Below are 25,671 nucleotides of genomic sequence, written 5' to 3'. Positions count from 1 at the left end.
AATGGAGCTTTGGTATACAGAAAATCATACTGAGGAATCAAAATTTTCAATCAAAGTAGAAAAACAATTATATTCAGCACAGACTAATTTTCAAAGAATAGATGTATTTGAATCAAAAGAATTCGGCAAGTTCTTCACACTAGACGGTCTTATTATGGTAACGGAAAAAGATGAGTTTATTTATCATGATATGATAGTGCATATCCCAATGGCAAGCAACAGCAATATAAAAAATGTACTTGTAATAGGAGGCGGAGACGGAGGCACTGTAAGAGAATTAACACGCTACAAAACTATAGAAAAGATTGACATGGTAGAAATAGATGAACAAGTTGTAGAAGTATGCAAAAAATATTTTCCATCAACAACATCTGGATTAAGCGATAAAAGAGTAAGTTTATATTTTCAGGACGGATTAAAGTTTGTAAGAGATGCTAAAGAAGGAGAATACGATTTAATAATAGTAGACTCCACAGATCCATTTGGACCTGGTGAAGGATTATTCACAAGAGAGTTTTACGGCAACTGTCATAAAGCATTAAGTAAAGACGGAATACTCGTAAATCAGCATGAATGTCCTTATTACAGTGATTATGCCTACAATATGCAAAGGGCTCACAGAAATATATACGAAACATTTAATATAGCTAAAGTATATCAGGCTCATATACCAACCTACCCTAGCGGACATTGGCTTTTCGGATTTGCCTCAAAAACTATAGACCCTATAAAAGACCTCAAAGAAGAAGAGTGGCTTAAACATAATTTGGATACAAAATATTATAATCTTGATATACATAAGGGCTGTTTTGCTTTGCCTACTTATGTAAAAAAACTATTGGAGCAGTCTCATCATGAATAATCAGCCTAATATATTTATGGCATTGGATTGTAGTTTTGAAGAAAGCAATATAGTGGTATTCGGTGCTCCTTATGATGGAACTGTTAGCTACAGACCGGGAACAAGATTTGCACCTCAATCTATAAGACAAGAATCTTTTGGTATAGAAACTTATTCTCCTTATCAGGAAAAAGATTTGGAAGATTTGAAAGTTTTTGATTATGGAGATTTAGAGCTTCCTATGGGAAATAGAGAGAAGGCTCTTGATATCATATATCAAACTTCTAAAAAAATTGTAGAAAGCAGCAAAATACCTTTTATGATTGGCGGGGAACATTTAGTAACCCTGCCTGCATTTAAGGCTGTATTTGAAAAATATAATGATATAGTATTAATACAATTCGATGCCCATGCTGATTTAAGAGATGATTATTTAGGTGAAGGTTTAAGTCATGCATGCGTTATGCAAAGATGTTATCAGCTTATGAAAAGTAAAGAATTATATCAATTTGGCATAAGGTCTATGACTAAAGAAGAACATGAATTTGCTAAAAAGCATACTATATTAGAAAAGTTTTCAGCAAATACTATATTAGAAGCAAAAGAAAAAATAAAAGATAAACCAGTATATATTACAATAGACCTAGATGTTTTAGACCCTTCTATATTTTCAGGAACTGGAACTCCAGAAGCAGGCGGACTTACTTATAAGGAACTTCAGAAAGCTATACTTGATATGAGAGGATTAAATATAGTAGGAGCAGATGTTAATGAGCTTTCACCAGATTATGATGGGAGTAAAGTATCAACTATAACAGCATGCAAGGTTATAAGAGAAATGCTTATGATAATATGATTATAATAATTGGGTATATTAACTAATATTTAATATACCCATTTTATTAAATATTTATGAATTATGTTCTTTAGAATCTAAATTACCTATATATTTATCAAATGTATAAAGATTTCTACCTTTTAAATCTCCTAAAATCTTTATCTTTTTAATAATATCATTAAATAATTCTTCCTCTTCTAATTGCTCTTCAACAAACCACTCCAAAAACTTTAATGTAACATAGTCTTTATTATCAATAGCTATACCAACGAGTTTATTAATACAAGAAGTAATATACTCTTCATGCTTAACTATCTTTTCAAAAAGCTCTCCTACATTATTAAAACTAAACTCCGGAGCTTTCATCTCACCCATTATAGCCTGCCCGCCAGCTTTATTTATAAACTCTCTAAACTTCTCCAAATGTGTATGCTCTTCAGCTGAATGATTATATAAAAAAGCACTGCAGCCTTTTAAGCCTTCTTTCTCACACCAGCCAGCCATGTTAAAATACAAATTAGCTGAATAATGTTCCAAATTTAAATGCTCATTTAATAATTTTACTGTTTCTTCTTTTATTATTGACATATAAAAACTCCATTTTTTAGATTTTACTAACATTATTTTATATTATTCTAACATTTATTACAATATACTAATAATAAATAAAGGCTACATTTTTTTTGATTTTTGTAAATATTATTATAGAAATTAAAACATTTATAACAAATTTTTAATATTTGTTCATATTAAAAATTTGTTATAAAAAAGAATATTCATTAGAATTGATATTAAACTTTAAAAAACTACTGTAATAATATCAAAGCATTCTGAGGCATATTATTTGAATGAACAATCATAGCCAAAGCCGCTTGAGATTTTATAGAACTTATTGTTTCATAAATAGAGGCCTCTGCTATATCCTTATCCATTTTTTTACTTCCGTAAGAAACCATATTTTCATAATAAGTCATAAGTCCATGAGTGTATTCATCAAATCTATTCTGATATGCTCCCAAATCTGATCTTTGTTTTATAACATGTTTGATAGCCTCATATATTATGCCTATACTTTTATTTGCATTGCTTACCGAAGATATAGAGATATAACTGTTAAACTCATTTTTTAATTTTAGAGAATTTGCTGTAATTGTAGCAATATAAACTCTTTTTCTTTGATATCTTCCTGCTCCTATATGTATCCACATACTTGCTGAAGCATTTTCAGAATTTGCAAATCTTCCTGTAAATATTTTTAAAGTATTAAACTGTGACTGACTTGCTATTTTATCTATTTCATCTATCAAACTAGATACCTCTGTCTGCATATATAATCTGTCAGTATTGCTGTATACTCCGTTTGAAGCTTTTATAGATAATTCTCTTATACGCTGCAGTATACTCATAGTCTCTTCTATATATCCGTCAGCTGTTTGAACAAATGATATTCCATCCTGAGTATTTTTTTCAGCACGCATCAAATATCTTGCCTGTACTAAAGGACCTTTTTCGCTTGCAAACAATTTTGGAAATTTTTTTCTGCTGTCATTAGCATTAACTTTTAAAAACCTATTTGCTGTTATAGCATTTAAATTATTAGTTATTATCATAAATTACTCCAATAACTATCCCCCAAAAACCCGCAATAAAAATTATAACTCATTAAAATTTTAATGCAATTATTATATTATAAAATTTATAAAAATAATATATTTTTTATAAAATTATATAAAGTTATCATAATATAATTATTATCTCATGTTTTATAAAATCGGAATTCTTAATAATTGCTGTAATAAATTATAAGCAATTTAAAAGAATAAATAAAAAAATATAAAACAAAATACACATAATTAACTTATATAATATTTAAGACAGTAAATACTAAAATAAATCAGTAAGCCTAAAATCTGAAATTATAAATACCAAAAAAGTATAAACAAATCTATTACTGATTTCTTTTTTATTTTCACTCTTTTTAAAATCAATAGTTATATCTACTGGCTCATCGTATTCTGTATCTGCATCGACTTTTGAAGACATTGTAAAAATATCTCCGTCATTTGCAGGAAATGTATATGTTATAGTATCATTATATCCAAATACATCATTGGTATACATATCATATCTTTTAGCAAATGCCTTAAAAGCTCCGTAACTTGCTTCTATACTTTTTATCTTTTTTATTTCTTTTTTCAAATTCTTTTTATCCAATTTTATAAGTGTCAATTGATTTATTGACTGTGATAACTCATAATTCTCAAGCTTTTTTCTCCATTTATCTATAGTCTTATTATCCATTTCTGCAGGAGTTGCCAAACTTATAAAATTGTTAGAATTAATCTTTACATCTTCATCATCACAATTTGAATAACTCCCATCAGCTGAATATCTAAAAGTTGTTATAATTTTTTTATCTTTATCATACAGATTCCATATCAAAGAAGATGCTAATTTATTCATTAAATAATTATCAATAAAAACTTCTTTAAACAAATCATAGCTGTATATATCACCGTCTATTAATGTAATACTCAAAATAGAAGTGCTATGGTTAATAAACTTTGGTATTTCTTTTTTCAATTCTTTGACTTCTTCTTTTAATTTTTCATCAAGGTTTTGAGGAATCTTTTTTAATTCTTTATTATTTTTTATATCAAATAAGGTTACAGAATAATCATTATTCAAAATTAATTTATAATCATCATTTAATATTTTTTCACCTTGAGAAGTAAATCCGTAATTAGGCATACATCTTAATCTAAATTCAGTATAACCAATATTCATTTTTTCAATCAATTCATTAATCATTTTTCCAGCTTCTTTGAGAACTTCATTTTTCTTTGTATCTGAATATATTTCATATAATAAACTTTGAGCATATCTGCTTTCTATATTGAATTTTATCATTATAAGGAAAACTTTTGAATCAATACCTAATAATATTAATTCAGATATCTCTTTTAAAGCTTCATCTCCTCCGTACATAGCATAAATAAAACCTGCAATCTCTGTGTTTTGATTTTCTAAATAAATTTCTCTAATGAACTTAAAAAATGATTCAAAGTCAAGCAAGTTAACTATATTATCAATTTTTTCTAATCTGTTAATCATTCTTTTTAAAGATAAATACTCTGAATATATATACTTTATCACTGTAATATTTACCTCTCTTGATTTATCTTTTACTAGAACATGGCAATCTTTTATAAATTCAAGTTTTTTATCTTCTTTTTTAGCATTATATTTTTTTTGAGCATACTTTTCTGCTTTTTCTATAGTTTTGAAATTATAATCATTTGTAACAAATGAAAGCTCATTAGAAAAATCACTTTCAATTCTTTTTCTCAATCTTACAATTCTTTTATTTTTATCTTTTGCAATAAGATTATATATTTCTTTAACATTAAATTTTGTTATAGTTATATAATCTTCTTTAGGATAAAAGGCCTGCATATATACTTTAAGTCTTGTATGTAATTTATCCTCATCATCGCAAAAAGTACCAACTTCTTCTAAATTATCTAAATTCCAATTTTCTAAAGACTCATAATTATCAAACTTATAGGCAAATCTAAATAGTCCCGCAGCAGTGATTAGTTTTTGTGTATTCCATTTATCAAGAGGCTGATTAAAAGTTTGTGCCATATAAAACATCATATCCATATTTTCTACATTAGACACATTCCAACTATTTAAAGGCTGATCAAATTTCATGCATGAGAAAAATGTCTTTTCCATGTTTACAACATTAGAAGTATCCCATTTATCAAAAGGCTGATTTAATTTTTCGCATTGCCTAAACAAAGAATCCATATTTGTAACATTAGAAACGTCCCAATCATTAATGTTCTGATTAAAAATATCACAATATGCAAACATACTTGATAAATCTTTAACTTTAGAAGTATTCCATTTATTTAAAGGCTTATTAAAAACTTTTGCCCGAGTAAACATATTAGACATATCTTCAACATTAGAAGTATCCCATTTATTCAAAGGCTGATTAAAATTTTCGCATTCCTGAAACATACCTCTCATATTTTTAACTTTTGATACATTCCAATTATTTAAAGGCTGATTAAACTCATTCGCACCATAAAACATAAAGGACATATCTTCAACATTTGAAACGTCCCATTTCTCCAAAGGCTGGTCAAAATTAGAACAATGAGCAAACATATTATTCATACTTTTTACTTTAGATACATTCCAATTACTTAAATCAGGATTAAAATCTATATTTGAATATCTTACCAACGCATTATAGCCCATATAGGCAAACATCATATCCATATTTGTAACATTAGAAACGTCCCAATCTTCTATACCTTCAAAATCTTTTCTTTTGCTTTCATAAAAAAGTTTGCTCATATCTGTGATAAGACTTGTATCAATATAACAAAGTTTTATACCATCAGTAAATACTAATTTTTTTAATTCTTTTTTTGTTTCTGGTTTGTATTTTCTCATAATTCTCTCCAAATTGATTTTAATATAGCATTTTTCATTATTTTTTTATAGTTTTTTAATCAGAATTTTTTGTAATAGATGAAAGCTCCTTAGAAAAATCACTTTCAAGTTTTTTTCTTAATCTAGAGATTCTTCTATTTTTGTCTTTCGCAATAAGATTATATATTTCTTTAACATTATCTTTTGTTATAGTTATATAATCTTCTTTAGGATAAAAAACTTGCATATATACTTTAAGTCTTGTATGCAATTTATTTTCATCATCACAAATTAAAGTTATATCTTTTAATTTATCTAAATTCCAATGTTCTAAAGATTCATAATGATCAAACTTATCGGCATATTGAAATAAAAATGCTATACTAATTACTTTTTTTGTATTCCATTTATCAAGCGGCTGATTAAAACTTTTTGCCAACATAAACATGTATGCAATATTTGTTACATTGGATACATTCCAGCTATTTAAAGGCTGATTAAAGTTTTTACAATCATCAAACATTCTAAACATATTTTCAACATTAGAAGTATCCCAATTATCTAAAGGCTGATTAAAATTAGAACAACTATCAAACAAAGATTCCATATTTTTTACATTAGATACGTCCCAATCGTTAAGAGGCTGATTAAAAATAGTACAATAACTAAACATATTTGATAAATCTTCAACTTTAGATATATTCCAATTATTTAAAGGCTGATTAAAGTTTTTTGCCAGATTAAACATACAAGACATATCTTCAACATTAGAAGTATCCCATTTATCCAAAGGCTGATTAAAACTTTCTGCTAACTTAAACATACCTCTCATATCTTTAACATTAGAAACATTCCAATCATTAAGAGGCTGATTAAAAACTTTTGCCCCCAAAAACATAAATGACATATCGGAAACATTAGAAGTATCCCACTTATCTAAAGGCTGATTAAAATTAGAACAATAGGCAAACATATTACTCATCTTTTTAACTTTAGATACATTCCAATTATTTAAATTAGGATTAAAATCTATTTTTGATAAGTCTAAAATAAAATTATAGTCCATATATGCAAACATATAAGACATATCCTCAACATTAGAAACGTCCCAATCTTCTATGCCTTTAAAATCTTTTCTTTTACTTTCATGAAAAAGATTGCTCATATCCGTTATAAGACTTGTATCAACACAATTAAGCTTTATACCGTCAGTAAATACTAATTTTTTGAGTTCTTCTTTTGTTGCTGGTTTGTATTTTTTCATAATCTAATATCCTAATTATAAATTTAAAAATTATTTATTATAATCAAAATAAATCTGTAAGTCTAAAATCCCAAATCATTAATACCAATAAAGTATAAATAAATCTTTTACTCACCTCTTCACCATTTTCATTATCAAAATAAATATTAATTTTTACTCTGTCATGAAAATCGGTTTTAGAATTAACATCTGCATCTATAGTAAAAGTATCTCCATTCTTTGTTTTTAATGAATAGCTTTTAACGACATCGTATCCTATATACTCAGAATACATTTCATATCTTGCACCAAAAGCCTTAAAAGTACCATAGGCTATTTCTGAATTATCTATTTTTTCTATTTCACTTTTCAAATTATCTTTATCTAATTTTATAACAGTTAATTGCTGTAAAGGCTGTGCTATTTCATAATCTTCAAGCTGCTTTCTCCATTTATCTATAGTGTGTTCGTCCATTTCTACAGGGCTTGCCAAACTTACAAAACTATTATCATCAATTTTTACTTCTTCATCTTCACAGTTTGAATAACTTCCGTCGCCTGAATATCTGAAAGTAGTTATGAAATTATTGTTATTATCATATAAATTCCATATAAAAGATGAAGCAAATCTATTCATCATAGCATTATCAATGAAAACATCTTTGAATACATCATAATTGTATTTCTCTCCGCTTGCTAATAAAATCGCTAAAAGAGAAGAAGTATCTTTCATAAAAGAAGGAATTTTTTTTCTTAACTTTGTTATTTCATCTTTTAAATCTTCATTAAAGTTTTGAGGAATCTTTTTTAATTCTTTATTATTTTTTATATCAAAAAGACTCAAAGAATAATCACCATTCAAAATTAATTTATAATCTTCATTTAATAGTCTCTCACCTTGAGAATTAAAGCTGAAATCAGGAGAAAATCTTAATTCAAACTCCTCATAGCTAATATTCATTTTTTTAATCACTTCCTCAATTAGATTATAAGCTTCATAACGTATTTCAGATTTTTTTGTACTTGAATATATTTCATATAATAATCTAAGTGCATATTTGCTTTCTATATTTAATTTAATTATTAAAAGTGAAAGTTTAGTATCTTTTTCTTTTTTATATATATTTTTTACGGCTTTATCTCCTCCATATATTCCGTAAATAAAAGCAGAGGTTTCTTTATTCGTTTCATTATAAATATTTTTGATAAACTCTATAAATGATTCTTTATCAAGTAAATTAACTATATTGTCAATTTGTGTTAATTTTTTAACATCTCTTTTTAGAACCAAATACTCTAAATATATATATTTTAAAACTTTATTTTCAACTTCTCTTGATTTACCCTTTATCAAAACCTTATAATTACTTATAAAGCTTACCTTCTTATCATCTTTTTTATTATAATTGTTTTCCACATACTTTTCTGCTTCTTCTATAGTTTTGAAATTATAATCATCAGTAACAGATGAAAGTTCTTCACTAAACTCTGTTTCTAATTTCTTTTTTAATGCCATAACTTTTTTATTTGTATCTTTTAATATTGCATTATATACTTCTTTGACATTCTCTTTTGTGATAGTTATATAATCTCTTGATACTAAATCATATTCTTCTGATATAAAATCATCATCATATTCTTCATTATTTTCTATAGGTACATAAACTTTGTGAGAACCATAAAATGCCTGCATATATACTCTAAGTCTTAAAGGCAATTTTTCATAGAATCTTTCATAGTTAGAACAGAAATCACTAATATCTGATACTTTACTTAAATCCCAATTTGCTAATGAGTCATAAGAGTCATAACTGTCAGTATATTTAAACATTGAGTACATTTTACTTAATCTTTTTGTATTCCATTTATCAAGCGGCTGATTAAAAGAATCGGCAGAATAAAACATAGATTCCATAGTTTTTACATTGGATACATTCCAGCTATTTAAAGGCTGATTAAATTGTTTACATCGGCAAAACATATCATGCATGTTTTCAACTTTTGAAGTATTCCATTTATCTAAAGGCTGATTAAAAGAAATGGCGGAATGAAACATAGCCTCCATAGTTTTTACATTGGATACGTCCCAATTATTAAGAGGCTGATTAAAAGAGCCACATGCATTAAACATATAACTCATATCTTCAACTTTACTAACATTCCAATTATTTATATTCTGATTAAAAGTTTTAGCAAGACTAAACATACCGCTCATATTTGTAACATTAGAAGTATCCCATTTGTCTAAAGGCTGATTAAAACTTAAACATTCTCTAAACATCCAAGACATATTTTCAACATTAGAAGTATCCCAGTCCTCTATGCCTTCAAAATCTTTTCTTTCACTTTTCTGAAAAAGTTCACTAATATCTGTAATAAGGCTTGTATCTACATCGCTAAGTTTTATACCGTCAGTAAATACTAATTTTTTAAGTTCTTCTTTTGCTGCTGGTTTATGTTTATTCATCAATTCCCCTAATTTCAATATGGATATATAATATTATAAAAATCAATTATATTTTTATAGAAGACACAAAACTATGATGCCTAAAAATTATTTGTTATAATTAAAATAAATCTGTAAGTCTAAAATCCAAAATGATAAATACTAAAAATGTATAAACAAATCTTTTACTTATTTCTTTTTTATTTTTATCTTTTTTAAAATCGATAGTAATATTTACTAAATCATCATATTCTATATCCTCATCAACTTTTGCAGACATTGTAAAAATATCTCCATCATTTGATGTAAATGTATATGTTACATTATCTTCTAATACATCATTGCTATGCATTTCATATTTTTTAGCAAAGAATTTAAAAGCTCCGTAGCTTGTATCTATATTTTTTATCTTTTTTATTTCTTTTTTCAAATTATCTTTATCTAATTTTATAAGTGTTAATTGATTTATAGGCTGTGATAATTGGCAATCTTCAAGCTGTTTTCTCCATTTATCTATAGTTTCATCGTCCATTTCTATAGGACTTGCCAAACTTATAAAATTATCAGCATTAATTTTTATTTTTTCATTTTCAGAATTTGTATAAGTTCCATCGCTTGTATATCTGAAAGTTGTTATAAAGTTTTTATCTTTATCATACAAGTTCCATATTAAACCAGAACTAAATTTATTCATTAAATAATTATCAATAAAAACTTCTTTAAATAAATCGCAGCTTAATATATCGCCGTTTATTAACATAATACCTAAAATATGTGAGATATGATTAATAAACTTATCTACTTCTTTACCTAATTCTTTTATTTCTTCTTTTAATTTTTTATCAATACTTTGAGGTACTTTTTTTAATTCTTTATTATTTTTTATATCGAATAAAGTTAAAGTATAATCATTATTGACAATTAATTTATAATCTTTATTTAATTCTTTTTCACCTTTAGAATTAAATCCCAAATTAGGCATACATCTTAATCTAAATTCAGTATAGCCTATATTAATTTTTTCAAGTAAGTCATTAATCATTTCTACTGCTTCTTTACGAATTGCACTTTTAGTTGAATTTATATATATTTTATATAATAAACTCTGAGCATATCTGCTTTCTATATTGAAGCTTATCATTGTAAGGAGATTTTTTGATTCAATAGTATACATTAATTCTGATATTTTCTTTAAAGCTTTATCTCCTCCGTACATAGCATAAACAAAAGCAGTGATAACTTCATCTTGATTTTTTAAATAAATCTCTTTAGTAAAATTCACAAATGATTTTAAATCAAGCAAATTAACCATATTATCAATTTTTTCTAATTTTTTAATAGTTTTCTTTAAAGACAAATATTCTGAATATATATACTTTATAAGATTTATATTCACTTCTCTTGATTTATCTTTTATTAATACATGGCACTTTTTTATAAATTCAAGTTTCTTATCATATTTTTTAGCATTGTAATTTCTTTCAGCATACTTTTCTGCTTTTTCTATAGTTTTGAAATTATAATTATTTGTAACAAATGAAAGCTCTGATGAGAAATCACTTTCAAGTCTTTTTTTCAATCTTACAACTTTTTTATTTTTATCATCTGCAATAAGCTCATATATTTCTTTAACATTAAATTTTGTTATACTTATAATATCGGCCTTAGGAAAAAATGCCTGCCTATATACTTGAATTCTTGTAGGTAATTTATCCATATCCTTATCATCACAAATTATATTTATAGCTTGTAAACTGTCTAAATTCCAATTTGCTAAAGATTCATAATGATCAAACTTGTGTGCATAGGCAAACAACAGCATTACACTAATGACATTTCTTGTATCCCATTTATCAAGAGGCTGATTAAATTCGTGTGTAAAAGCAAACATATGCTCTATATTTGTTACTTTAGACATATTCCAGCTATTTAAAGGCTGATTAAATTTACCGCATGCTCTAAATGCAAATTCCATACTTTCAACATTAGAAGTATCCCATTTATCTAAAGGCTGATTAAAATTTTCACAGTCCGAAAATATATGTTGCATATTTTTCACATTAGATACGTCCCAATCATTAAGAGGCTGATCAAAAGCTTTACAATAACGAAACGTCTTTGATAAATCTTCAACATTAGATACATTCCAATTATTTATATTCTGATTAAATTTCAAAGCCACATTAAACATATTAGACATATCTTTAACATTAGAAACATCCCATTTGTCCAAAGGTCTATTAAATACTTCACAGCTATGAAACATATCGCTCATATCTTTCACTTTAGATACATTCCAATTATTTAAAGGCTGATTAAACTTTTTAGCACCCAAAAACATGCCAGACATATTTTCCACATTTGAAACGTCCCATTTATTTAAAGGCTGATTAAAATATGTACAATAAGCAAACATATAAATCATGTTTTTCACTTTTGATACATTCCAATTATTTAAATTAGAATTAAACTCTGTCATTGAATATTGTCCCAAAACATTGTAGTCCATATATGCAAACATATAAGCCATATTCTCAACATTAGAAGTATCCCACTCTTCTATGCCATCAAAATCTTTTCTTTCACTTTTATTAAAAAGGTCGCTCATATCTGTAATAAGACTTGTATCAATACAACTAAGTTTTATACCGTTGTTGGTGAATACTAATCTTTTTAATTCTTCTTTTGTTGTTGGTTTATATTTTTTCATCATCTCATATCCTCATTATAAATTTTAATATATATAAATAGCAGCACTAAATTAACTACTAATAATAATACTTATTTATATATACTGAAAATTTTTAAGTTTGTCAATTTTTTTATTCAACTTTTTCCCGCCGCACACCGCAGGTGGGCTTCGCCAAAGTTGCTGCCGTAGGCACGCTTCGCGAAAGTGCAAGTATAAAATTAATACTAAATCATACTAAAATCGTCTTAAATGTAAGGTAATTCATAAAATTAAATCCAAAATGTAGCCTTTCGCTAAGCGTATCCGAGCCTGTCTAGGATATAGCTTCTTTGTGGCAATACCACAGGCACTTCCTTCGGTCGCAAAAGAAGTGGGTGTGTGGGGTTAAAGCCACTGCAAACAATAAAATTAAAATAAATCTGTAAGTCTAAAATCCCAAATCATTAATACTAATAAAGTATAGATAAATCTTTTACTCACCTCTTCACCATTTTCATTATCAAAATAAATATCAATTTTTACTCTATCATGAAAATCAGTATTGGAATCAACATCAGCATCTATAGTAAAAGTATCTCCATTCTTTGTTTTTAATGAATAGCTTTTAACGACATCATATCCTATATACTCAGAATACATTTCATATCTTGCACCAAAAGCCTCGAAAGTACCATAAGCTATTTCTAAATTATCTATTTTTTCTACTTCGTTTTTCAAATTATCTTTATCTAATTTTATGACAGTTAATTGCTGTAAAGGCTGTGCTATTTCATAATCTTCAAGCTGCTTTCTCCATTTATTTATAGTGTCATCGTCCATTTCTACAGGGCTTGCCAAACCTATAAAAGTATTATCATCAATTTTTACTTCTTCATCTTCACAATTTGAATAACTTCCGTCGCCTGAATATCTGAAAGTAGTTATAAAATTATCATCTTTATCATATAGATTCCATATCAAAGATGAAGCAAATCTATTCATCATAGCATTATCAATAAAAACCTCTTTGAATACATCATAACTGTATTTCTCTCCGCTTGCTAATAAAATAGCTAAAGCAGAAGAAGTATCTTTCATAAAAGAAGGAATTTCTTTTCTTAATTTTGTTACTTCTTCTTTTAAATCTTCATCAAAGTTTTGGGGAAGCCTTTTTAATTCTTTATTATTATTTATATCAAAAAGCCTCAAAGAATAATCACTATTCAAAATTAATTTATAATTTTTATTCAACGTTTTTTCCCCTTTAGAATCAAATCCGAAATCAGATGAATATCTTAATTGGAATTCATTATAACTAATATCCATTTTTTTCATAACTTCCTCAATTAAATTATAAGCCTCATAACGAACTTCAGATTTTTTTGTATTTGAATATATTTCATATAATAATCTAAGTGCATATTTACTTTCTATATTTAATTTAATTATTATAAGTGAAAGTTTTGTGTCATGTTCTTTTTTATATATATCTTTTATGGCCTCATCTCCTCCGTATATAGCATATATAAAAGCAGCTGTTTCTTTATTAGTTTCCTCATAGATATTTTTAGCAAAATTTATAAACGATTCTTTATCAAGTAAATTAACGATATTGTCAACCTGCATTAATCTTTTAACATCTCTTTTAAGAAGCAAATATTCCAAATATATATATTTTAAAACTTTATTTTCAACTTCTCTTGATTTATCTTTTATCAAAACCTTATAATCATTTATAAAGCTCACCTTTTTATCATCTTTTTTATTATAATTATCTTCAACATATTTTTCTGCTTCTTCTATAGTTTTGAAATTATAATTATCCGTAACAGATGAAAGTTCTTCACTAAACTCGCTTTCTAATCTCTTTTTTAATGACAAAATTTTTTTATTTGTATCTTTTGATATTAAATCATATACTTCTTTTACATTCTCTTTTGTAATAGTTAAATAATCTTTATAAGAACCATAAAATGCCTGAAGATACGCTTTGATTTTTAAAGGCAGTTCTTCATACTTTTCAAAGCATAAATTACTCATTTCTGATACTTTATTTAAATCCCATTTTGATAATGAATCAAAACAATTATAACCTTTAGCAAAGTCAAACATTCCAAACATTGTTTTTAATTTTTTTGTATTCCATTTATCAAGAGGCTGATTAAAAGCTTCAGTACTGCGAAACATAGATTCCATAGTTTTTACATTGGATACATTCCAGCTATTTAAAGGCTGATTAAAGCTGTCACATTGACTAAACATCTCATTCATATTTTCAACCTTTGAAGTATCCCATTTATCTAAAGGCTGATTGAATTTAAAAGCACTTCTAAACATACCCTCCATAGTTTTTACTTTAGATACGTCCCAATCATTAAGAGGCTGATTAAAATTAACACATATACTAAACATATAACCCATATCTTCAACTTTACTAACATTCCAATTGCTTATATCTTGATTAAACGCTTTAGCATAATTAAACATAGCTCTCATAGTTGTAACATTAGAAACGTCCCATTTGTCTAAAGGCTGATTAAAACTTTCTGCTACCTGGAACATACCGCTCATATTTGTTACATTGGATACATTCCAACTATTTAAAGGCTGATTGAATTTTTTACAATTATCAAACATTCTAAACATATCCTCAACATTAGAAACGTCCCATTTATCTAAAGGCTGATTAAAATCATGACAATAATAAAACATAAAACTCATATGCTTAACTTTGGATACATTCCAATTATTAAGATTACGATTAAACTTAGCTTTAGAACGGCTTTCAAAACTATCATAACTCATATATGCAAACATATATGACATATCCTCAACATTTGAAACGTCCCAGTCTTCTATGCCTTCAAAATCCTTTCTGCTGCTTTTATAAAAAAGTTCGCTCATATCAGTAATAAGGCTTGTATCTACATCATAGAGTTTTATTCCATCAGTATATACTAATTTTTCTAATTCTTCTTTTGTTTCAGGTTTATATTTCTTCATATATGCTCCTTGATAAGTTTACATAATTTTTAGTTGTAGTATAATATATATTGTGTAAATTTTCTATATAAAAAATAAAATTATTTTTTATATGACTGATTACAGCATACTATTCATACCAATATGATAATTTATTTTATATTCAAGAATAATTATATTATTAATTTTTTATTATATAATTTTTTTTGATAAATTTTGAAATTAGGTATAATTTTAATAATTGTTCAGCTCCAAATGTTTAATAGCCCATTCACTCATAAGTACAGAAGGCTGATATAATTTTGATTCATCTATTTCAAATTTTCTGTTATGATGAGCTATATTTTTTTCTGTGGCTGTAGAAAATAATATAAAAGCTCCTTTAATTTTCTCTAAATAATCAGCGAAATCCTCACCTGCCATAGAAAGCTCATAATGAGAAGCCTTTTTAAAGTTAAGACTGCTGCATACTTCATCAAGCTCTTTGTATATATCAGCATTATTGATAACAGGAGCACCACGCCTTTTTATTATAACTTCAGCTTCTGCCCTATTGGCACTAGCAATAGAATGAACTACTTCTTTTATTCTCTCAGTTATAAAAACTCTAGTATCTTCACTGAATGTTCTAAAAGTTCCTTCGATATTAACTTCAGATGGTATTACATTATACTGACTTCCAGCATGAACCATACATATAGAAATTATTATAGGATCTGTTGCAAGTATCTCTCTACTTTTAATATTATAGATTGCCTGTATTATCTGACTTGCTGTTAATATAGGATCAACAGAAAGATGAGGATAAGCACCATGAGAACCTTTACCTATAACCTTTATAAATATTCTGTCATTAGAAGCCATTAAAGCACCTTCTTTTAATACAAACTCCCCGCTAGGAACATTAGCAGCCAAAGTACCTATATGAGTACCCACTATAGCATTAACTCCATCAAGCAAACCAGAATTAAGCATATTATGAGCACCTACTGCTAATTCTTCCGCTGCCTGAAAAACTAATCTTACAGTACCTTTTATTCTTGATTTATTTTCACTTAAATAATAAGCAGCCCCAAGTAAACAGGCTGTATGAGCATCATGTCCGCATGCATGCATATTCCCATTTTTAGAAGCATAATCAAATCCTGTTTCCTCTTCTATAGGTAAAGCGTCCATATCTGCTCTAATTGCTGCTATATTTTTACCATTATCATTTCCTATATCGCATACAAGTCCGCTATCAATTGAAGACTCTTTATAAGATAGTCCCAATTCTTTTAATTTATTTATAACATAGTTTTTTGTTTTTGGAAGTTCTGTACCCACTTCTGGTATTTTATGCAAATCTCTTCTCATAGAAATAATAATATCATTTAACTTTTTGCAATCCATTTTTTATTGATACCTATATTTATATATTTATATTTTTTATTTTAGTATATTAAGTAATTACTATTAAGTCAATATAATTATTATTAAAACTTATCATCTAATTAATTTTTTATTTCTTCTTATCAATTAATTCTTTTAATTCATCATAATAAACATTTTCTAATTTTTTAATAAAATCTTTTAATTTGGAATGTTTAACAGCTTCCATATAAACTTCTTTAATATCGCATTCTTCAAGCATAGATAAAAGTTTTTTCTTATGATTTCCTCTAGCAATAAAATAAATATTAAGTATTGATTTTGTATTTTTAAAAGAAACAGCATTCTCAAAAATATTATCAATAACACAAGTTTTATTTATTTTCCAATCCTCTATTGACTGATTAAAACTTTCACAGCCTGAAAAAATGCTGTTCATATTTTTCACATTAGAAGTATTCCAATTATTTAAAGGCTGATTAAAATTCTTTGCGTAAAAAAACATGCGATTGATATATAAAACATTAGAAGTATCCCAATTATTTAAAGGACTATTAAAATTATAAGCATTCTCAAACATAGAAAGCATATTTTTTACTTTACTAACATTCCATTTATTGATATCTTGATTAAAATTTTCTGCTCCAAAAAACATGCATCTCATATTATTAACATTAGAAGTATTCCAATTATTTAATGGCTGGTTAAAACTCTTACATCTGCAAAACATATTTCCCATATCTGTAACATTAGAAACATTCCAATTATTTAATGGCTGATTAAAGTTTAAAGCTTCCTCAAACATACTATACATATTCTCAACATTAGAAGTATCCCAATTATTTAATGGCTGATTAAAACTCTCACCATATTTAAACATACAATTCATATCTGTAACATTAGAAACATTCCAATCATTCAAGCACTGATTGAATTTTTTACAATTTCCAAACATACTATACGTTTTTTTAACATTACTAACATTCCAATTATTTAAAGGCTTATCAAAAATTTCTGCCTCAAAAAACATACAACTCATATTTTCTACATTAGAAACATTCCAATTGTTTAAATCCTGATTAAATAACTTACATCCGTTAAACATTCCATACATATTTTTTACATTGCTTACATTCCAATTATTCAATGGCTGATTGAATGATGATGCCCCGTAAAACATAAAACTCATATCTTTAACATTAGATACATTCCAATTATTTAATGACTGATTAAAGTTCTTACAAGCAAAAAACATACTGTTCATATCTGTAACTTTTGAAACATTCCAATCACTCATATACTGATTAAATCTTTCAGCACCGAAAAACATACAGCTCATATTTTCAACATTAGATACATTCCATTTTGATATATCATTATTAAACTTTCTGCAATTAAAAAATATATCATGCATATCTGTTACATTAGAAGTATCCCAAGTTTCTATGCCATTAAATTTTTTTCTTGAAGCTTCTTTAAATAAAGAACTCATATCAGTTATTAAACTTGTATCAATACTTCCAAGATTAATATTTTCATCTTCAGTTAATTGTTTTAATTCTTCTTTATTTGCAGGTTTATATTTCTTCATAAAAATCTCAAGTATAAATTTTAAATAATATAATTTATAAACTTAAATCTATTATAAATCAATTCTAATTTTTATACCAAATAGGTGTATTATCATTCATAGCTGAACAGTAAAAAGCCATATACATCTTTGCATTTTTTGATAATACCCAAGAATCTAAATTCTGATTAAAACTTTCTGCCACCCAAAACATACCATCAATATTTTTTACTTTACTAACATTCCAATTATTCAAAGGCTGATTAAAGACTTTCGTAAGCCTAAACATGTTCTCCATATTCGTAACATTAGAAACATCCCAGTTATTTAAAGGCTGATTAAATTTTAAAGCACGGCAAAACATACTTTTCATATTTTTTACTTTAGACACATTCCAGCAAGATATATCATGATTAAAACTTTGAGCCCCTTCAAACATACTCATCATGTTTTCTACTTTAGATGTATCCCAAGTTTCAATACCACTGAAATTCCTTAATATAGAATTCTCAAAAATTCCAGACATATCAGTTATAAAACTTGTATCTATTTTATTAAATTTTACTTTTTTCTCTATTAAATCTATTAATTCTTCTTTTGTTTTTGGTTTATACTTTTCTCTAGTCATAATAATATATCCTTAATTTTTTACACAATACAGTATTCTAAACTATTTTTCAATTTTTTATATAAAAATTATAAATTTATAAAAAAAAATAACAATTTAACAAAAAACCGGTAACATTACTATTGACAATAATACTGTTTAGTGTATAATATTTCCAGTAAATAAAAATTAAGAATAGGGGGATTAACTATGAATGAACAATTAGAAGCTATTTATAACAAAATAGTAAAAAGAAATCCTGGTGAAGTAGAATTTCACCAAGCAGTAAAAGAAGTATTAAGCACTTTAGAAGTTGTATTAAAGAAAAAACCTCATTATGTTGAACAAAAAATAATTGAGAGAATGTGCGAACCTGAAAGACAAATAATGTTCAGAGTACCTTGGATGGACGATAAAGGCGAAATACATGTAAACAGAGGATTCCGTGTTCAGTTCTCAAGTGTAATAGGACCTTACAAAGGCGGGCTTCGTTTTCACCCATCTGTTTATTTAGGTATCATCAAATTTTTAAGTTTTGAGCAAATATTTAAAAATGCTCTTACAGGCTTACCTATAGGCGGAGGTAAAGGTGGTTCTGACTTTGACCCTAAAGGAAAAAGTGATAATGAAGTTATGCGTTTCTGCCAAAGCTTTATGACTGAACTTCAAAGACATATAGGTTATGATATTGATGTACCTGCTGGTGATATAGGAGTTGGCGGAAGAGAAATAGGTTATTTATTCGGACAGTATAAAAGACTTAAAAACAGATTTGAGCCGGGTGTATTAACAGGTAAAGGTTTAGGATACGGCGGTTCTTTAGTACGTACTGAAGCTACTGGATATGGACTTGTATATTTTACTGACCTTATGCTTAAAACTAATGGTAAAAATGGTTTTGAAGGTAAAAAAGTAGTTGTTTCTGGTTCTGGTAACGTTGCTATATACGCTATGCAGAAAGCTGCCCAATTAGGTGCTAAAGTTGTTGCTTGTTCTGACTCTAACGGAGTTATTTATGATGAAAACGGCATTAATTTAGACACTGTTAAACGCTTAAAAGAAGTAGAAAGAAAAAGAATCAAAGAATATGCTTCTGCTCATTCTTCTGCTAAATATATAGAAAACGGAAATATTTGGGATATTGCCTGTGATATTGCTATGCCTTGTGCTACTCAAAACGAACTTAATGCTAAAAGTGCTGAAACATTAGTAAAAAATGGCTGTATATCTGTTACTGAAGGAGCTAACATGCCTGCTACTCCTGAAGCTGTTGAAATATTCCAAAAAGCCGGAGTATTGTTCGCACCTGGAAAAGCTACAAATGCCGGCGGTGTTGCTACTTCTGCTTTGGAAATGCAGCAAAATGCTTCTATGGATAAATGGGATTTTGATTATACTGATAATAAACTTAAAAACATTATGACTAACATACATAATACTTGTTATCAAACTGCTGAAGAATACGGATTTAAAGGCGACTATTTGAAAGGTGCTAATATAGCTGGTTTTGTTAAAGTAGCTGATATAATGATACCTTACGGTTTAGTTTAATACTTTATAGTTTTTTATAATGCTGTTAGTGTAAAATGACTGACAGCATTATGTTTTTTAAATATATTTAAAAACAAAAGAATATAAACTCATCAAATATCAAAAAATTAAATAATTATGCCTCTTTAGCAGATGATATTTTAGTGTAGCCCTCCCAAGAAAATACGGCCTTTTCTTTATCATCAGCATACACTTCTTCGACATCACATATATATAAATAATGATCTCCTGTTTCAATATACTCTTTTAATATGCACTGTATTGCAGCAGCACTATGCAGAGGAACTTTTATTCTGCTTGTAGGAATATCCTGCATTTCTATTGTAAATTTTGATATTTTATCAATATCTCTTCCGCTATACATACCGCATTTCATAACTATTTCTTTAATATTCTCACTTGGAATTGTAATTATAACTTTTTTATTTTCTCTAACTAATTCACCGCTGTAAGAACTTTTAGACATTGCATAAGCTATCATATTTGGATTATAAGATAGATAAGTATACCAAGATACAGCTGCCAGATTTGTACTGCCATCAGGTTTCTGAGTACATACTATTGCCACAGGATTCGGAGAAGTAATTTTTGAGGCTTTAGGTAAATTTATTTTTTCCATGAAATACTCCTTATTAAAAATATTTAAAATTATAATGACTTCATCATAAAAAACAAGTACGAACAAAAAAGTGAGAGACTAACTTTTAGTAAAGCTATAAATGTAGTATCATCTAAAACCAAAGTTAATTTAATTTTTATAGCATCAGTTTTTAACAAATTATATATAGCATATAAAGTATTTAAAAAATTATTTTCAAAAATACTGTTAACACAACTGCATTTTTTATTATTAATATTTTTACTAATTAATATCTTCATTAAAAGTTTTTATAATATCTGAATACTGTCTGAATTTGAGAAGTCTAAATTTATAATTATAATTCTTTAATACTTCTTGAGCTCTCTTTATAAACTCATCTTGATTGTATAAAAGCAAATCTATATATCCGCTAACTACCCCAAATGCATTACCCAATACTACACCTATTTCTTTACCGCTTCCCTTTTCACCCATAATACTTTCAAGCTCATCTGTAATTTTATTTCTTTCATCAAGGAGTTTTTTATTTATATCTTCATCTTCAAAATTATTATCTTTATTATCAGCAAATACATAGGCTAAATATACAGCTCTTGCTCCCATTTTTGAAATATTAACAACCGCATCTATATTATAATTAGCATAATCACTAATAAGCTCCATATAACAAGTATTTCCAATGAATATATCTTCTCTAAAGAAATTGTCTGTAGGTTTACACTCATAAACTGTATATCTATTGATAGGATCTGCAATAATATCTTTATTTTTACTTTTTAAAGTATCTGTTATAAAGTCATAAAGTTTTGGAAGCTCTATCATGTTATCAAGTTTTTTATCACTTTTTTCAACATTTCCTAATAAATATAATTTTAATATATTCTCACCTACTGCATGCTCAAGCATTATATAAAAAGCATTATATGCATAATATTCTTCTAATTCATTTAATTTTTTATTATAGAATTTCAAATTAAAAAAATTAGTATTATCATCATATTCTGCAGATACTAAAATTTCTTTAAAGCTTAAATCTTTATTATATATTATAAAATTAGAATTATCTATATCTTGTTTTTGCATATAAGGAGAAAATTTCCATTTGCTTTTTAATTTCTCAGGCATAGCGGCTACTATCCTAGGAGTAAGATAAAACAAATATTCCTTACCTTCTACAGTGAATGTAAACTCATAATTACCGCCAAAATTAAACTGCAAATTGCTAGATATTAAAGACACCCCTTTAGAAACAAATTCAATTATTTCATCTGATGACATATCAGATTTTTTATCTATAAAATCTAATATAACTTTCTCATTTTCTTCAAACCATTTCCAAAATCTATTAACTCTCTCTTCAAAATTGATACCATCATCTCTGTCTTCTGAACAAAGCATATAAAAATTATAAGCATCTGTATCTTCATTATCTAAATCATAAGCCTTTTTAAAATAATTTTCTGCTTTTTCTTTTTCACCTTTATAATAATAAGCATATCCTACCCTATAATTCCATAAAGCATCATCAATGCCTTCTTCTCTTATATACATTAAATTATCTAATGCTTCATCATATTTTCCAATATTATTATAAGCTCTTGCAAGCATACTAAAAAGTTCACTGTCTCTTTCTTCATTTGAGATTGCAGTTATAATCTCAATAATCTTTTCATGTTCATCATTTTCATGCAATTGATTTATTTGTTCAATTATATTCATCATGTTTCCTTTTAATATTTTTTATTATTTATTTCAACAGTATAATAAAATATGAATGTTTAATCAAGTTCAGCCCTAGAAAATAAATCTCTTATAAGTTTATCATCTTCGCATGCTTCTTTAAATAATAAAGCAAATTTCTTTAATGCTTCAATATTACTGCTGTAAGCACAGAACATACTTGCTTCAGAATCAAAATCTATAATGCCTTTTAGCTCAGGAACTTTTTCTTCCAAAAACACTATAGCCAAAGACTGCCAATCATAGCCTCCGCCTTCAAAACCTTCATCTGCTCTTTCTTCAAATATTTCTGCTTTATATTCTCCAACATTTAAACAAAGAGAGGCACTATTTTCATGTTCTACAAAAAAGAATGGTTCTATTTGTTTTTCAAAATCATTTTTCATTTTTACTTCCTCTTAAATTAAATTTTTTTATTATTTTTAATAAAAATTGTTTGTCAATTACATTTAATCTAAACACTCACAATATTTATATTAAAACTTCTTGCAATCATTAAAATTTATAATCTTTTGAATAGTAAAATCATAAATAATAAAATATTAAAAACAAGTATTTTACTCCTAAATTTAAACTTTAAACGAGTTTAGAGTTTAGAGTTTAGAGTTTAGAGTTTAGAGTTTAGAGTTTAGAGTTTAGAGTTTAGAGTTTAGAGTTTAGAGTTTAGAGTTTAGAGTTTAGAGTTTAGAGTTTAGAGTTTAGAGTTTAGAGTTTCTCTTTAATATGTTTTTTATTATATCATTAAAAATATATTTTGTCAAACTAATAAAAATTATTAATTTATAATCTTTATTGGAAGAAGCCTTTCTAATTCTGTTTTTGATACCTGAGTGTTTCCCGTTATAAGACTTAATACTTTTATATTAGTTTCATCATTTAAAGCATTATAAATATACTCTAATGAATAGGTTTTATCATAATTCTTCAAAGGATATATAACATTAACATGATTCTCACATACAAACTCTTTTTCTTTTACTATTGCCGATTTTATATTGATGTTTTTGTGTGAGCCTGTTATTCTATTAACTGCTATAACATTATTTTTTATTATCAACTCTTTAGAAATATTTTTTATATACTGAAGTTTTCTTTTATTTGGTATAACTATTTTTCCATTAACTATATTTGATGAATATATTAAAGGGATAGAATTATTTTTATCTTCTGTAAGATTTTTTTTGTATTTATTCCAAGCAATGCTTCCTGTTTTTACAGCATATCCTATATCTTTTAAGCTGACAGTATTTTTGTAAGCATTGTTTAAAAAAGTTTTATCTTCTGTAAATATCGTAATACCATTTTTTGAAAATATATATTTTTTATTTTTATGACTATTAGTTTTTTTTAGTATTAAAAGCATAACTTTTTGATTTGCCATATAAAAATTATCAGAACCCTCTACAATATGCAAGTATTCAACACTGCTGTTATTAATTATATACTCTCTCAATTTACTAAAAAAAGCTCCATTATTCATAGAAGGAGGAACAACATAAGCTAAATATCCGCCGTCTTCTAAAAGCTCTAAACCTAGTTTTATAAATATAGAAAATATATTAACTCTTCCGCTTATTATATCAGAATATTTTTTCTTCGTTTCTTTATCTGGCTTAAACTCAAAGTAAGGAGGATTGCCTATAACATAATCATATTTAATAGATTTTTCTATATCTATTTTCAAAGTATCAATACATTTTATATCAGCATTATTTATTAACTTTTTTGAAATAGAAACTAAACTCTCATCAATCTCAAATCCATAGAGATGAGGATTATTAAAATATTCTTTGAAAGATAAGATAAATTCCCCGCTTCCGCATGCAGGGTCTAATATTTTCACATTGTCTTTTTTATCTGAAATGGATATTAATTTTTTTAAAAGAAGCTCTCTTATACTTTTAGGCGTAAAGTACTGCCCTAGTCTTTTTCTTTTTTCTATATCAGTATTTTTAAGATAATCAAAACTTTCTTTTGTATACTCTTCCTGCATTATTTCTCTCTTAAGCAAATTATAAACTATTACAAAACTCTATTACATTATTTTCGCATTTTATTCTGTCTTCATGAAGAAAATAATCTATTTTAGCATTAATATTTATAGTTTTATTCTGTTCATAGGCTCGTCTAACATATACATTAAAGCCTCTGTCAAATTTATATGCAAACAGATTATTTTTACTTTCTTTTTTCATTTTAATTTTGAAATTATCTTCAAGTTTTTTTATCTCTTCAAAAAATTTTATTAACTCATTTCTCTCATTCATAGGAAGAACATCTCCTCCAATAAAAAAAGTAACATCTCCCCTTCCGTAAGAGCCAAATATATAAACAGCATTAGCCTTAGGTAAATTACTGTTCCACATAGGACTAGATGATTTACCGCTGCTGTATTTTATCTCCACAGCAATGATTTTTTTATCTGTAAATATTAAAAAGTCTGGAAAATTCTGACTTCCATAAGGCTGGCATATAAAACAGTTTTCCATACTTTTATCTTTTGAGGCATAAATATTATCGATTATTTTATCAGAGCTTTTATCTAAAACATCATTTTTTACAGATGAGAGTATATTCTTTATCTCTTTATCACTTGATATTCTTCTATTAAATCCGTATCTTTTTAAAGAAGCTTCAAATCTGTCTTCAAACTCATTGCCCTCTTTGCTTTTCAGCCATTCTTTTTTATTCTTCTGTATGTCTATAAAAATATCACTAAGCATTGTATTAATATATTCATAATACTAAAAATTGTCAA

At 26.6% G+C, this 25,671-nt stretch carries 17 protein-coding genes and 1 pseudogene; 3 read left to right on the top strand and 15 right to left on the bottom strand.

Going from position 1 to position 25,671, the window contains the following annotated elements; all coding sequences use genetic code 11:
- Position 1 precedes the first annotated feature (1 nt).
- Positions 2 to 862, top strand: a complete 861-nt coding sequence (speE, locus tag BMUR_RS13985) for a polyamine aminopropyltransferase (RefSeq protein WP_013115197.1) — start codon at positions 2 to 4, stop codon at positions 860 to 862.
- Positions 855 to 1,697 (top strand): agmatinase, encoded by an 843-nt coding sequence (gene speB, locus BMUR_RS13980; protein WP_013115196.1) that lies wholly within the window; start codon positions 855 to 857, stop codon positions 1,695 to 1,697. Before speE ends, speB begins: the two co-directional genes overlap by 8 nt.
- 54 nt (positions 1,698 to 1,751) lie before the next feature.
- Here speB and BMUR_RS13975 read toward each other — a convergent pair whose 3' ends face one another.
- The 10 genes and pseudogenes from BMUR_RS13975 to BMUR_RS13930 form a co-directional block, all read right to left on the bottom strand.
- Positions 1,752 to 2,267, bottom strand: a complete 516-nt coding sequence (locus BMUR_RS13975; protein WP_013115195.1) for a ferritin — start codon at positions 2,265 to 2,267, stop codon at positions 1,752 to 1,754.
- A gap of 218 nt (positions 2,268 to 2,485) precedes the next feature.
- Positions 2,486 to 3,289: a flagellin N-terminal helical domain-containing protein gene (locus BMUR_RS13970; protein WP_013115194.1), complete on the bottom strand. Its 804-nt coding sequence runs from the start codon at positions 3,287 to 3,289 to the stop codon at positions 2,486 to 2,488.
- Positions 3,290 to 3,563: 274 nt separating this feature from the next.
- Positions 3,564 to 6,152, bottom strand: coding sequence for a BspA family leucine-rich repeat surface protein (locus BMUR_RS13965; RefSeq protein WP_013115193.1), 2,589 nt, complete (start codon positions 6,150 to 6,152; stop codon positions 3,564 to 3,566).
- Positions 6,153 to 6,216: 64 nt separating this feature from the next.
- Positions 6,217 to 7,395: pseudogene (locus tag BMUR_RS13960) on the bottom strand (BspA family leucine-rich repeat surface protein); the annotation flags it as partial.
- 43 nt (positions 7,396 to 7,438) lie between these two features.
- Positions 7,439 to 9,841, bottom strand: coding sequence for a BspA family leucine-rich repeat surface protein (locus tag BMUR_RS13955; protein ID WP_013115191.1), 2,403 nt, complete (start codon positions 9,839 to 9,841; stop codon positions 7,439 to 7,441).
- 100 nt (positions 9,842 to 9,941) lie between these two features.
- Positions 9,942 to 12,530: a BspA family leucine-rich repeat surface protein gene (locus tag BMUR_RS13950; RefSeq protein WP_013115190.1), complete on the bottom strand. Its 2,589-nt coding sequence runs from the start codon at positions 12,528 to 12,530 to the stop codon at positions 9,942 to 9,944.
- Between the two features lie 390 nt (positions 12,531 to 12,920).
- Positions 12,921 to 15,494, bottom strand: a complete 2,574-nt coding sequence (locus tag BMUR_RS13945) for a BspA family leucine-rich repeat surface protein (protein WP_013115189.1) — start codon at positions 15,492 to 15,494, stop codon at positions 12,921 to 12,923.
- A gap of 213 nt (positions 15,495 to 15,707) precedes the next feature.
- Complete coding sequence (locus tag BMUR_RS13940) at positions 15,708 to 16,865, bottom strand: M20 metallopeptidase family protein (protein WP_013115188.1); 1,158 nt, start codon at positions 16,863 to 16,865, stop codon at positions 15,708 to 15,710.
- Positions 16,866 to 16,974: 109 nt separating this feature from the next.
- On the bottom strand, positions 16,975 to 18,435 hold the full coding sequence (locus BMUR_RS13935) for a BspA family leucine-rich repeat surface protein (protein WP_013115187.1): 1,461 nt from the start codon (positions 18,433 to 18,435) through the stop codon (positions 16,975 to 16,977).
- A gap of 64 nt (positions 18,436 to 18,499) precedes the next feature.
- The gene (locus tag BMUR_RS13930) at positions 18,500 to 19,042 is read right to left on the bottom strand and encodes a BspA family leucine-rich repeat surface protein (protein WP_013115186.1); all 543 of its coding nucleotides are present in this window, start codon (positions 19,040 to 19,042) and stop codon (positions 18,500 to 18,502) included.
- A gap of 189 nt (positions 19,043 to 19,231) precedes the next feature.
- On the opposite strand from BMUR_RS13930, the gene gdhA reads away from it, so the two are divergent.
- Positions 19,232 to 20,572: an NADP-specific glutamate dehydrogenase gene (gdhA, locus tag BMUR_RS13925; RefSeq protein ID WP_013115185.1), complete on the top strand. Its 1,341-nt coding sequence runs from the start codon at positions 19,232 to 19,234 to the stop codon at positions 20,570 to 20,572.
- 115 nt (positions 20,573 to 20,687) lie between these two features.
- Here gdhA and BMUR_RS13920 read toward each other — a convergent pair whose 3' ends face one another.
- The 5 genes from BMUR_RS13920 to BMUR_RS13895 all read right to left on the bottom strand — a co-directional run bounded on the left by BMUR_RS13920 (position 20,688) and on the right by BMUR_RS13895 (position 25,636).
- On the bottom strand, positions 20,688 to 21,191 hold the full coding sequence (locus BMUR_RS13920; protein ID WP_013115184.1) for a flavin reductase family protein: 504 nt from the start codon (positions 21,189 to 21,191) through the stop codon (positions 20,688 to 20,690).
- A gap of 243 nt (positions 21,192 to 21,434) precedes the next feature.
- The gene (locus tag BMUR_RS13910) at positions 21,435 to 22,892 is read right to left on the bottom strand and encodes a tetratricopeptide repeat protein (protein WP_013115183.1); all 1,458 of its coding nucleotides are present in this window, start codon (positions 22,890 to 22,892) and stop codon (positions 21,435 to 21,437) included.
- A 59-nt stretch (positions 22,893 to 22,951) separates the two neighbouring features.
- A complete protein-coding gene (locus BMUR_RS13905) occupies positions 22,952 to 23,299 on the bottom strand; it encodes an immunity 51 family protein (protein WP_013115182.1) in 348 nt (115 codons plus the stop codon).
- Positions 23,300 to 23,688: 389 nt separating this feature from the next.
- Positions 23,689 to 24,906 (bottom strand): HsdM family class I SAM-dependent methyltransferase, encoded by a 1,218-nt coding sequence (locus tag BMUR_RS13900; RefSeq protein WP_013115181.1) that lies wholly within the window; start codon positions 24,904 to 24,906, stop codon positions 23,689 to 23,691.
- Between the two features lie 19 nt (positions 24,907 to 24,925).
- Positions 24,926 to 25,636 (bottom strand): hypothetical protein, encoded by a 711-nt coding sequence (locus BMUR_RS13895; protein WP_013115180.1) that lies wholly within the window; start codon positions 25,634 to 25,636, stop codon positions 24,926 to 24,928.
- Positions 25,637 to 25,671 lie beyond the last annotated feature (35 nt).

The sequence above is a fragment of the Brachyspira murdochii DSM 12563 genome (assembly GCF_000092845.1).
In the GTDB taxonomy this organism is placed as follows: domain Bacteria; phylum Spirochaetota; class Brachyspiria; order Brachyspirales; family Brachyspiraceae; genus Brachyspira; species Brachyspira murdochii.
Note: the sequence above shows the minus strand (reverse complement) of the source record. Positions and strands in the feature narration are given on the sequence as shown.